Origin of the sequence: Psychrobacillus sp. FSL K6-2836 (assembly GCF_038003085.1) — a bacterium.
GTDB lineage: Bacteria > Bacillota > Bacilli > Bacillales_A > Planococcaceae > Psychrobacillus.
In genome coordinates this window covers 345,440-357,994 of record NZ_JBBOOM010000001.1, presented here as the reverse complement: position 1 = coordinate 357,994, position 12,555 = coordinate 345,440, and the positions used below count along the sequence as shown (strand labels likewise).

Annotated in this window: 12 protein-coding genes and 1 riboswitch; of the genes, 11 read left to right on the top strand and 1 reads right to left on the bottom strand. The window is 36.5% G+C overall.

From position 1 onward, the window contains the following. On the bottom strand, positions 1–477 hold the full coding sequence (locus tag MKY37_RS01820; RefSeq protein ID WP_340773212.1) for a DUF309 domain-containing protein: 477 nt from the start codon (positions 475–477) through the stop codon (positions 1–3). Positions 478–558: 81 nt separating this feature from the next. Between MKY37_RS01820 and MKY37_RS01815 the strand changes: the two genes are divergently transcribed. From MKY37_RS01815 to MKY37_RS01765, 11 genes are all read left to right on the top strand, one after another. Then, positions 559–1,338 (top strand): segregation/condensation protein A, encoded by a 780-nt coding sequence (locus tag MKY37_RS01815; RefSeq protein ID WP_340773209.1) that lies wholly within the window; start codon positions 559–561, stop codon positions 1,336–1,338. After that, positions 1,331–1,897 carry an SMC-Scp complex subunit ScpB gene (gene scpB / locus MKY37_RS01810; protein ID WP_340773207.1) on the top strand — a complete coding sequence of 189 codons (567 nt, stop codon included), beginning with the start codon at positions 1,331–1,333 and terminating at the stop codon, positions 1,895–1,897. Before MKY37_RS01815 ends, scpB begins: the two co-directional genes overlap by 8 nt. A gap of 44 nt (positions 1,898–1,941) precedes the next feature. Next, complete coding sequence (locus MKY37_RS01805) at positions 1,942–2,910, top strand: D-alanyl-D-alanine carboxypeptidase family protein (protein WP_340773204.1); 969 nt, start codon at positions 1,942–1,944, stop codon at positions 2,908–2,910. A 107-nt stretch (positions 2,911–3,017) separates the two neighbouring features. After that, positions 3,018–3,752, top strand: a complete 735-nt coding sequence (locus tag MKY37_RS01800) for a pseudouridine synthase (RefSeq protein WP_269920885.1) — start codon at positions 3,018–3,020, stop codon at positions 3,750–3,752. Positions 3,753–3,851: 99 nt separating this feature from the next. Next, positions 3,852–4,388 (top strand): thiol-disulfide oxidoreductase ResA, encoded by a 537-nt coding sequence (gene resA, locus MKY37_RS01795; RefSeq protein ID WP_340773197.1) that lies wholly within the window; start codon positions 3,852–3,854, stop codon positions 4,386–4,388. Positions 4,389–4,401: 13 nt separating this feature from the next. Further along, a complete protein-coding gene (gene resB / locus MKY37_RS01790; RefSeq protein WP_340773194.1) occupies positions 4,402–6,060 on the top strand; it encodes a cytochrome c biogenesis protein ResB in 1,659 nt (552 codons plus the stop codon). A gap of 4 nt (positions 6,061–6,064) precedes the next feature. Next, positions 6,065–7,249: a c-type cytochrome biogenesis protein CcsB gene (gene ccsB / locus MKY37_RS01785; protein ID WP_340773192.1), complete on the top strand. Its 1,185-nt coding sequence runs from the start codon at positions 6,065–6,067 to the stop codon at positions 7,247–7,249. A 325-nt stretch (positions 7,250–7,574) separates the two neighbouring features. Next, positions 7,575–8,291: a response regulator transcription factor gene (locus MKY37_RS01780; protein ID WP_340779821.1), complete on the top strand. Its 717-nt coding sequence runs from the start codon at positions 7,575–7,577 to the stop codon at positions 8,289–8,291. Then, the gene (locus MKY37_RS01775) at positions 8,284–10,062 is read left to right on the top strand and encodes an ATP-binding protein (protein WP_340773189.1); all 1,779 of its coding nucleotides are present in this window, start codon (positions 8,284–8,286) and stop codon (positions 10,060–10,062) included. Before MKY37_RS01780 ends, MKY37_RS01775 begins: the two co-directional genes overlap by 8 nt. A gap of 269 nt (positions 10,063–10,331) precedes the next feature. Beyond that, positions 10,332–10,868, top strand: coding sequence for an RNA polymerase sigma factor SigX (sigX, locus tag MKY37_RS01770; RefSeq protein WP_340773187.1), 537 nt, complete (start codon positions 10,332–10,334; stop codon positions 10,866–10,868). After that, positions 10,861–12,108: a hypothetical protein gene (locus MKY37_RS01765; RefSeq protein ID WP_340773185.1), complete on the top strand. Its 1,248-nt coding sequence runs from the start codon at positions 10,861–10,863 to the stop codon at positions 12,106–12,108. The genes sigX and MKY37_RS01765 overlap by 8 nt, the downstream gene beginning before the upstream one ends. Before the next feature lie 211 nt (positions 12,109–12,319). Then, positions 12,320–12,452, top strand: a riboswitch (FMN riboswitch). Positions 12,453–12,555 lie beyond the last annotated feature (103 nt).

Below are 12,555 nucleotides of genomic sequence, written 5' to 3'. Positions count from 1 at the left end.
TTATAAGTCATCTCTCTTTTTTTTCTCTCTTTCTCGTTCCTCCAGTATTTCTGAGCGATCTCGAAGCATATGTTTATGAATAAGAAAATGTAAGTCCTCATTCGTTTCTATCTGGAGCTGACTGACTTGCGATTGTAAAGATGGATTAGTTATTTCAATTGTAAAACCTTGAAACTTTTGACCACTGGTCATCAATTGGAATGCATATTTCATATTTTCTGTTAACTTTTGGTAATTTAAGTTTTCGAAGAAAGGAGAATCTTTGGTTACTTCCATTCTTTTCATACTTGTTCTCATCGTTTTAATAGCTCCAGTAAAATTTCCGCGGCGCCAGTGATACATAGAAGTTGCTAACAAGATTAAAGCAGTTAATGCATGGTTTTTATGTCTTGGGGAAACTTCCTTCCAATAGTCTTCCAATAACTCGTGACACTCAAAATAATCGAAGGTCTCATTGAAATGTTTTAGAAATGCCACAAAACTAGTATGAAATGTAGGGTGCAATACAATCACCTTTCCTCTATAATAATGTTAAAAACCGATAATAGGTGGAGTTTTATGTCTTATGAAGTGAAAACAGAAGCATTTGAAGGACCTCTAGATTTATTATTACATTTAATAAATCGTTTGGAAATAGATATATACGATATTAAGATGGCGGAAATCACAGAGCAGTATATGGAGCATGTTCACGCAATGCGTGTTTTAGAGCTCAATGAAGCAAGTGAATACTTAGTAATGGCTGCAACCTTACTGTCCATTAAAAGTAAAATGCTATTGCCAATTCATCAAGACGATGATATCGACGATGATTTCGAAATGGATTTACAGGATCCTAGGGATGAACTTGTACTAAGATTAATAGAATATAAGAAGTATAAGGAAGCAGCAGAAAGTTTGCAAGAGATGGAGGAGACACGTTCACTCTATTATTCTAGGCCGCCAACAGATTTAAGTGAATACCAAACTAGTAAACAATTAGATTTACTTGAATTAGATGCGAATGTATATGATATGCTTGGTGCTTTTCAAAAAATGCTACGAAGAAAACAAATAAACGCACCACTTAATACGCGAATAAGTAAGCAAGAAATATCGATTAAAGCTCAGATGAAAAATGTCATTGAGGTATTAAAAAAAGGAGGAGGGAAATTATCGTTTTACGATTTATTCCCTACTAGAGATAAGAATACGATTGTTACTACTTTTTTATCTTTACTTGAATTGATGAAGCGACAAATTATACAAGTAGAGCAAAAAAGTAATTTTGAAGATTTGTTTGTGCAGTTGCGAAAGGAAGATATAGAAAGTGAATTCGAAGATGAAATTGATGAGTAATATAGAAAGTCTATTATTTGTAAGTGGAGAGGATGGCCTAACTAAAAAACAATTAGCTTTTCTAACTAGTTCGGGGGATTTGGAAATAGAAGCGATCCTCGAGGAAATGTTGCAGGAATATAAAGAGAATCACACAAGGGGAATTGAGATAAAGCAATTAGCAGGAACCTATCAATTAGTAACGAAACAAGAAAATATTGATAGCATTCAGAAATTAGTAGAAAATCCAACAGCTCAATCTTTGTCTCAAGCATCACTTGAAGTTCTAGCGATTGTTGCCTATAAGCAACCAATTACAAGAGTTGAAATAGAAGAAATTCGAGGTGTCAAGTCAGAGCGACCAATTCATACTCTTTCAGCTAAAGGTCTGGTACAAGAAGTAGGCCGTGCAGAAGGGACGGGTCGGGCTATTTTATATGGAACGACAAACGAATTTCTTCAATACTTTGGTTTAAAAGATATTAAAGCACTTCCACCACTCCCAGAAGATTTGTCTGTTGATGAAATGGAAGATACAGATTTATTTATGACGAAGTTCCAAGAGACCTTTGAAGGGTAGAAATAATTGAATGAGGAGTATGGTTCATTTTAAAAAAAACGGTATTGTTTCTGTTGCTTTTTCTTTTATGGAATGTAAGTGAGGCTGATGCTTCATCCTCTTATGCTGTTATTGATGCAAAAACAGGGAGATTATTAGAAGGTAGTAATGCAGATGCAGAATTACCTATTGCGAGTCTAACTAAAGTCTGGACTGCTTTAACTGTCTTGGATAATGTTCCGCTCGATGATGAAATAACAATCTCAAATGCTGCGGCAACGCAGGAGGGATCATCACTATATTTACAGGCTGGTGAGGTTTGGACTGTGGAATCCTTATTGTATGGATTGCTGTTACAGTCGGGCAATGACGCAGCTTATGCACTTGCTGAGCATACAGGTGGCTCCATAGAGGGCTTTACTAAATTGATGAATGAAAAAATACAGTTTGCTGGATTAGAAGATTCGCATTTTACTAATCCATCGGGACTTCATCACGAAGAGCACTACGCTTCTGCTTTAGATATGGCTAATATGTTCCGCTTGGCATTGCAGAACGAGGACTTTATACAAATCGCATCTGCCAAATCTTATTCTCCAAAAGAAAGATCCATCACTTGGAGAAATAAGCATAAATTATTGCACTTTAATGAGTTTGCCGTAGCTGGAAAAACTGGATATACAAAAGTAGCGGGAAGAACACTAGTCACTTATTTCGAAGAAAAGGGAAAAGAAGTTATTGTGGTAACCTTAAACCATTCCAATGATTGGAATACTCACTCTTCTATAGCAGCTAACGTTTTTCAGACATACGATAATGTGAAGGTTGTGGAAAAAGGAAAATATCGCCTGTTAGGTAAACAGGTTATAGAAGTAAAAAAAGATTATTTCCTTTTGCTCAATAAAGAAGAACAAGAGGCAACTAGAAACGTATTGTTGATTCCTCGTAAATCATCGGAGAAAAAACCTTACCTTTGGAATGTTATGATTAATAATGAGGTAGCGTTGAAATTTAATGTAAAGAAAATTAAATAGAATTGTAAGGAAGACAGTTATTATAAAAGACTGTCTTCTTTTAATTTGTCCCAAAGTATGACATAATTCACTCATGTGAATTGGATAGAATGGACGAGGTGAATGTGTTGGAAAGATTACAAAAAGTGCTTGCTCATGCAGGTGTAGCATCAAGAAGAAAAGCAGAAGAAATGATTACACAAGGAAAAGTTAAAGTGAATGGAAAAGTAGTCACTGAACAAGGATTAAAAGTGTCCGACAATGATGTGGTAGAAGTTGAAGGAGTAAAATTAGAAAAAGAGCAAAAGGTATATTATTTACTTTATAAACCACGTGGAGTGATTTCAGCGGTATCAGATGATAAAGGCAGAAAAACAGTAACGGATCTTTTACCTCATGTGAAAGAGCGCTTATATCCTGTTGGGAGACTGGATTATGAAACTTCAGGTGTGTTACTTCTTACGAATGATGGCGATTTTTCATATGCGCTTACACATCCAAAATATAAAGTAGACAAAACATATGTAGCACGAGTAAAAGGAGTCCCTTTAAAGGAGCAGTTGCGTCCACTGGAGCGAGGGATCGTTTTAGAAGATGGTAAAACAGCTCCTGCGAGAGTTAAATTATTATCCTCGGAGCGTAAAGCAGACAAATCAATTATAGAGATTACCATACATGAGGGAAAAAACCGCCAAGTACGTAGAATGTTCGATGCAATAGGTTTTCCAGTTCAAAAGCTCAAAAGAGAACAATTCGGTTTCTTAACGCTTCATGGCTTAAATGCTGGTGAATGGAGAGAATTGACCACTCATGAAGTAAAACAAATGAGAGTATTAGCAGAGACGGGGAAAATAGGAAAATAAAGCCTATGTGTTCACAAAGCCTTCATAAGTAAGGCTCTTTTAATTTGTAAATTTTGTTATAATAATTCATGATTATGCTTGGAAATGGAGGTTAACAAATTGGCACATTCTAAAAAACGACGATTTTATATGAGAACCGTTATATTAGCAGTACTCGTCGTTGCTATTGTTTTTACAGTTTACTCCAATCTAAATAAAGAGAAAAATGCTGTATTACAAGTAGGCGATAAAGCTCCGGACTTTGTATTAGTTGATATGGATGGTAACGAAAGACGTTTGTCTGATTATAAAGGGCAAGGCGTATTTCTAAACTTCTGGGGTACATGGTGTAAGCCTTGTGCAAAAGAAATGCCGGCAATGGACAATCAGTACGGAGAGTTTACAGATCGCGGCGTCCAAACATTGGCCATAAATATTGGAGAATCAGATCTAAAGGTTAATAGCTTTTCAAATCGATATGGTTTGACTTTTCCTATAGCAATTGATCGTAATAAAAGTGTAATGGAATCATATAATATTGATCCGCTGCCAACAACCTTTTTGATCAATCCAGAAGGAAAGATTGAGAAAATTATTAAAGGCGAAATGACAGAAGAAGATATTGCGAATTTTATGGATCAAATTAAACCTTCATGAAGGAGTTTTAAAGATGGACAAGATAGTTTGTACATGTGGAAACGTTAATCCAGCTGGTACAGAATTATGTGAAAGCTGTGGGCGTCCATTAACTGAAGAGACAAAAGAAAAGAAAATTGTGGATATGCGTTATGAAGGATCTGCAAGAAGGTCTCAAACGTATAATAAGACGATAATTGATAAAGTATGGAATTTCTTTTCCAGTGTAAAAGTAGGTATGTGGATAATTGTTGCGATTTTAGTTGCAGCAGCAATAGGAACTATACTTCCTCAAGTATTTTATGTGCCTGCAACAAATGAAACGGATATTGCAGCATATTATGAGAGAATCTATGGTTGGTTTGGAACAATATATTATGAGCTTGGATTGTCGGACTTATATAGCTCTTGGTGGTTTCAGGTACTAGTTGGCATGTTAGGTATTTCTCTCGTTATCGCAAGTTTAGATAGAGTCATACCTCTATATAAATCACTGAAAAAACAAAAGACGAAAAGACATTTTAGTTTCTTAAAACGTCAACGAATTTTTGGAATTGGTAAAGCTGATGTTACAGAAGAATCTTTACTAAAAGCAGAAGAAAAGCTTAAAGGACTTAAGTACAATGTAAAACGTGAAGGCAATGCTATCTTAGCAGAACGAGGACGTTTTTCACGCTGGGGTCCTTACGTGAACCATTTAGGTCTCATTATATTCCTTTTTGGTGTAATGCTTCGTGCTCTTCCAGGTTTTTATGTTGATGAAACGATGTGGTTACGAGAAGGAGAAACGCTTTATGTGCCCGAAACTGATGGTTATTTCTTAGAAAGTAAGGAATTCATCTATGAGACATACTCAAAAGAGGAGTCTAAAGAAGTTTATGGTGAGGCAATTGATCGAGTAGGTACGATTGCGAAGAACTATCAGACAGATGTTGCCTTGTATAAAGGTCCAGAAGATTCTGTAGCCGGACATACAGAGGACTTAACATTCGAAAAAGAAGCTTCCATCCAAGTAAATAAGCCGATTAAATTTGATAACTTCTCAGTGTTCCAAATGGACTTCCGATTGGATGAATTGGCAACAATGACATTCCAGTTACAAGATAAAGAAACACAACAATCATTTGGCGAATTTACAATTGATTTAGCAGATCCTCAGCCACTATATGAATTGGGTGACGGGTATAAAGTAGAGATTATGGATTATTACGCAGACTTTACTGGATTTGAAGAAGGAGTACCACAATCTCAATCACCTCTTCCGAACAACCCGGCATTTTTAGTTAAAATGTATAGTCCAGAATTCCCTAAAGGAGAAACTAGTTTTGTAATGATTAAAGAAACAGTTGAACCACTTGGGGAAAACCAACATAAAATTGCTTTCCAAAGTGTGGAGACAAGAGATGTATCTGGATTAACAGTTCGTAAGGATTTGACACTACCACTTCTAGCCCTAGGAGGACTAATCTTCATGATTGGTGTAGCACAGGGCTCGTACTGGAATCATCGTCGAATTTGGATTCAATTATTAGAAGATGGACAGACTGTTGTTGCTGCACACACTAACAAAAACTGGTTGAGTGTGAAGAGAGATTTGGACAAAGTTGCTGAAGCAGCTCATCTTCCTGAATATCTAGATCAACAGGATTTAGATTCTTTCGTAGAAAAAGTGGATAAAGGGGAAGGGGTTTAATAACATGGATATGGCATCTTTAAGCAGTACTTTATTATTTATAGCTTTTGTAGCGTACCTAGTTGCTACGTTTTTATTTGGAGGAGCAGTTAGATCTTCGAGTGCTCAGTCCACCAAGTCCTTTGATAGATGGGGAAAATTAGCAATCATCGTTACCATTTTAGGATTTATAGCTAATCTTGGTTATTTTATCACTAGATGGATTGCTGCAGGACACGCTCCTGTAAGTAACCTATTTGAGTTTACTGCTGCATTTGGAATGATGATTGTAGGAGCATTTATTCTTATTTACTTTATATATAAGGCACCTGCTCTTGGATTGTTTGCTTTACCTATTGCAGTACTAATCATTGCATACGCAAGCATGTTCCCGACAGAAATTACCCCATTAATACCAGCATTAAAAAGTTATTGGCTGACTATTCACGTAATTACTGCAGCAATGGGTGAGGCAATTTTAGCGATTAGTGCTGTAGCAGGATTTATTTATTTATTGAAAAATATTGATCTGACTAAAAAATCCAAGGAACGTTTTTGGATTGAAGCAGTTATGTTCGTTTTAGTGCTCGTTGTAGGATTTGTTGTTTCTACGCTATCGTTTACAATTGCGGATTACAATGCCGAATATTCGTATATAAGTAAAGATGAAACGCAGCATACAATTGAATACACAATGCCAGCTCTATTTGGTATGAACGAATCTGAAGCAATTACAGAAGGTGCATTTGAACCACTAGTGGAAATGCCTCCGTTAGTAAATGCTAAAAAACTGACTACAGTTGTTTGGTCTATTCTCTTTGGTGCAGTAATTTATGTGTTACTTCGTTTAATATTACGGAAACGTATTTCTGTTGTATTACAACCACTTACGAATAAGTCTAATTCTCAATTGATGGATGAAATCGGATATCGATCCGTATTAATCGGTTTCCCTGTGTTTACACTTGGAGCATTAATATTTGCTATGATATGGGCTCATGAGGCTTGGTCACGTTTTTGGGGCTGGGATCCAAAAGAAGTATGGGCGCTTATCACGTTCTTATTCTACGCAGTATTCTTACATCTTCGTTTATCAAAAGGCTGGGAAGGTAAGAAGTCAGCTTGGATTGCTTTAATTGGCTTTATCATAATCATGTTTAACTTAATCGCTGTAAATCTAATTTTAGCGGGATTACATTCTTATGCATAATTAAGAGCGCAAGCGCCTATGTCAGTCCTGACACGGTTCTTCTACGACGAGCTTTGCGCAGGAGCAAAACGATTTTCTGCGACGAGCTTTGCGCAGGAGCAAGCGCTGGAAAGAATTGCAATAATGGCGTTCTTTGCCTTTGTTAGCAAGTTTGAAGCGACTCGAGGGGCTATGCGCTGGAGCTGGACATAACCAAAAATAGAACTAGTGCACACTTAGAAAGCTCTTTACTCTTAAGTTAACAGGAGGAAGAGCTTTTCTTTCATTTTGAGTACAGTAATTGTACAATATAAAGTAGATGTTGATAGAAAGGTTTGATAAAACTATGTCTGACACAATTAAACTTTTAGTAGTTGAGGATGAAGAACGTATTCGTCGTCTATTGAAAATGTATTTAGAACGAGAGGGCTATGAAGTAGAAGAAGCTGAAAATGGAGAAGTTGCATTACAGCTCGCACTAGAATTTGAGTATAATTGCATCCTATTAGATATAATGATGCCTGAAAAAGATGGCATAGAAGTGATGACAGAGCTACGCATGCATAAAGAAACACCTATTATATTATTGACAGCTAAAGGCGAAGAAGCTAACCGTGTGGAAGGTTTTGAACTGGGAGCAGATGATTATATTGTAAAACCGTTCAGCCCAAGAGAGGTCGTGTTACGAGTAAAAGCTCTTTTGAAGCGCTCTACTGCTTTTGCACCTTCACAAGGAACGTCTATTTCTAAAGAAATAGTAGTGTTTCCGCATCTAACGATAGATCATGATGCGCATAGAGTTACTGCAGATGGTGTTGAAGTAGGTTTAACTCCTAAGGAATATGAATTACTTTATTTCTTAGCGAAAGCACCAGACAAAGTATTTGATCGCGAACAGTTATTAAAAGAAGTATGGCATTATGATTTCTTCGGGGATTTAAGAACAGTTGACACTCACGTAAAACGGTTGCGGGAAAAGTTAAACAGAGTTTCCGAGAAGTCTGCTAAAATGATTGTTACTGTATGGGGCGTCGGATATAAATTTGAGGTTGTAAATGAATAGGCTTTGGAATAGTGTTGTCGGGAAGCTATGGGGAACCATACTGCTTCTCGTCTTATTTGTGTTATTTATTGTAACCGTTTTACTACTTGAATTTCTAGGAGATTTCCACACAGAGCAGGCAGAGGAATCACTTCGTAAAGAGGCAGTAACTATTGGTAAAATTGTTGAGCAGCATGATAATGTAGAAGACTCGTTTGAAATAATACAAGATATTTTAGGCACAGAAACTAACACTTTAATCGTGCGCAATTCAGAATCTATTTTTTTATCTGTCCATGAAGGATTGAACAAAGAGGTAGTTCAAAAAAAGATATTGGATGACAAGCAATTGTCTAAAATATACACATCTGATGAGCCAATCGTAAAGAAAATGCTGATGCCTGCTATGAATAGCGAAGATCGTATGGAGGATTATATTATTCTAGCTACGCCTTTAGAAGCAGGTAAAAATATCCACGGGGCTGTATTTATTTATCAAAGCTTGGAAGTTGTTAGTAAGACAACGAATAGTACGACGAAAATTGTATTCTTATCAGGGTTTATCGCATTACTTTTAACTACAATGTTTACTTTTTTCTTAACATCTCGTATTACTTTACCGCTAAGATCTATGAGGGAAGCGGCGATTCAATTAGCTAAAGGTAATTTTGAAACAAAAGTTCCTTATCTTCAGAAGGATGAAATTGGGGAACTAGGAATTGCTTTTAACCAAATGGGAAAACAATTGAAGCACCATGTAGAAGTGATCAACCAGGAGAAGGAGCAATTAGCAAGCATACTAACTTCTATGACGGATGCAGTTATTACATTTGATACTAAATTTGAAGTTCAAGTTAGTAACCCACAGGCAGATCTATTATTCGATAAATGGTATGCAAACGCAGAAACATTAGAAGATTCGAAGCTGCCAGCTGAACTGCATCATCTTTTGGAATATGTTTTTGATGTAGAAGAAGAGTTTGATGAAGAGCTAGAAATTAAAGGATCCTATTTTGCTGCATCTATTAGTCTTCTATTCACAAATGGTAATGGTGTGCGTGGTGCGGTAATTGTACTTCGTGATATGACCGAACAGCATCGTTTGGATAAAATGAGATCGGATTTTATCGCAAACGTTTCTCATGAGCTTAGAACCCCTATTTCAATGCTTCAAGGCTATTCAGAAGCAATAATAGATAATGTTGTCACAACCGAAGACGATAAAAATGAAATGATCCGTATTATTTATGATGAGTCTAAGCGAATGGGAAGACTAGTAACCGAATTGTTAGATTTGGCACGACTAGAATCAGGTTATTTGAGTATATATAAAGAGAACGTTTCTGTTGTACCGACAATTGAACGAATAACACAAAAATTTGATCAGGTTGCCAAAGAAAAAAATATTGGATTGTCCTTTAAGCATAACTTAACCGAAGATTTATCGATGGAACTTGATGAGGACCGTATGGAACAAGTGCTTACGAATCTAATAGACAATGCTCTTAGGCATACGACAGAGAATGGCTCTGTTACCGTCCAATTAAGTAGAACAGATGCTCAATTTGTTATAAAGGTAATCGACACAGGATATGGAATTCCAAAAGAAGATCTTCCGTATGTATTCGAACGTTTTTATAAAGCTGATAAGGCTAGAACAAGAGGGAAAAGTGGCACTGGCTTAGGATTGGCTATCGCAAAGAATATTGTGGAAAGACATGATGGTGTCTTAACTGCAGAAAGCGAGATAGGGGTAGGTACATCCTTTATTATTAATTTACCAATAAAGTGAACCATCTATCAGTGGTGGGGTTTTCATCCCCCATTGATTGTAAATAGGACTTAGGCAAAAACGCAGCATTAAGCTGCAGTGCCATCTTATTGTCCCGTGGCACGCAATTGTCACCCACTAAAAATTTGCTTCCTAGACCTAGCCTTGATGCAGGAGTCCTACGACATAAAGAACGTGGCGACTTTAATCGGCTTTCGCGTTAATGCGGGAAAAAAGCCGTGTAACAAATTTGGACTTGAAACGACTAATTGAAAGAACGGGGGGAGCCTATGAATGACTCCGTTTTCCACCGCTTGTATGATACATATCATCAAGACGTTTTTCAGTTTCTCATATATTTGGTGAAAAATAGACAAACTGCGGAAGACTTGGTCCAAGAAGTATATGTACGAGTACTTAGAGCTTATAGTAGTTTTGAGGGGAAAAGTTCAGAAAAAACATGGTTATTTTCAATAGCAAAAAATATAGCAATTGACCATTTTAGAAAACAGGCGGTCAGAAAAAAGAGGTTATTTGACTCATTTGACTGGGAAACGATGCAACTTGCATCTTCAGATATGCTACCAGAAGATTTAGTACAGCTTAATGATGAGATGAGAACATTATTAGTTGCATTGGATGATTGTACTGGGGATCAGAAAATGGTCATTATCATGCGGTATTTCCAGGAGCTTTCGATTGCGGAAACTTCAGAAATATTAAATTGGTCAGAAGGGAAAGTGAAGACAACGCAACATCGTGCAATAAAAGCACTTCGTGAGCGATTATCTGATAAGCAAAAGGAGGCAGATGTTCATCATGACTGAAAAAAAGACAGAAGATCGTGTATTAGATGAGCTATTAACTAATATGCCTCAGTTTACAGATAAACGCTCGAAGGATGATATATACCAACGGATTAAGTCGGAGTTAGAATCTCAGGAGAAAACTGAAAATAGGAAGCGTATAGGAGTTTCATTGAACAAATGGGTGCCTTTTATCATTTCTGTAGCATCCGTATTAATATTAACAGTTCTCGTCTCTTCCTATGTAAATAATAATGAGAGTTCCACAGCTGATAAGGCCGCAGAGCCATCAACGGCAAACGATAATATGAGAACAATGGAAATAACTGAAGAAGCCTCTATGGACGCAGTAGAAGAGGAAAAGTCTAACGATATGACGTTTATGTCTGGAAAAGTAGCAGAGACATTTGAATTAGTTCCTTTTGATAGTCAAAATACTTCAGTTTACGAGAATGATTTAAATGGAGGAACAGTATTTCATTTTTCTCTGTTAGAAAATGCTCTTTCCGTACCAATCACGATTGTAATTCCTAAGGAACAAATAGAAAATGATTTTCCAAGCAATACACCAAATAGCCTGGAGCTATATGGTAGATATGCGTTTGGGATTGATGAAACTTCCCTTGGATTCCAAGAATATCATCCTTATAAAGGCTACTTTTTGGCAGAGGGTAAAATGTTAAAGCATTATTTGCCGACAGATCATGGTTACGATACTGCCCCTGGAACAGCGAGACCATATTTCTCTTCTATCAATGAAATTTTTACTGATTTTAATTCATTATTACGAGTAAATGAAGATGGCTCACCTATTGAATGGGATCAGGTTGGAACTTTAGATGAACCTGTTGCGCTAAAAGGGACAGAGCAAAAGGTAAATTATTTTGCATATAACGCTTTTAACAAAGAGACATATTTAACTCCAAATTTTAATAAAACATTCGCTACACTAAAAGAAGCTTTGATAGGTATGAAAAATCCTGAAAACGACATTTATACCTCTGTAATACCGAATGATGTTACGTATACAGTACAAGAGGATAAAGGATTTGTTGTGCGTTTCGATGAACCTTTAAACTTGGAATCACTAGATGCGAGTGAGGCATCTCGATTTATAGAAGCTTTTTCCTTAACAGCTGCAAGCTTTAATCAATCCATTCAATTAGAGAATGTTGTACAAGAAAATTGGAATGGAATCGATTTGACGAGCCCACTTCCAGTTCCAATCGGGCCGAATGGTTTTACTATGCAAACCAATTAAATAACGAAAAATGCCAATGCTTATTAAATTAAATTGAGCTTGGCATTTTTTGTTTTGAAATACTTATCAACCTAATAGAAAATGATTGATTGTTTTGAAATAAAACATATTAGGTTATTTCCTAATTACAAACAGGTCTGTTGCATATATTGACTTTATTTGATAAAATGTTATTAATTCAAGATAATTCTTGAAGGACAACAAAATATTGATTCATCTTCGGGGCAGGGTGCAATTCCCGACCGGCGGTATTAGAAATTTATTTCTTCAGCCCGCGAACCTTAACAGGTTGATTTGGTTAAATTCCAAAGCCGACAGTATAGTCTGGATGGGAGAAGGTGAAGGTACAGTCGTTTTTCGTATGCTTATACGGATATGCTTATTTAAGTGTACCTTGTTTCTCCCTTGAACTCTAATAGTTCAAGGGATTCTTTAAGTATGCAAACG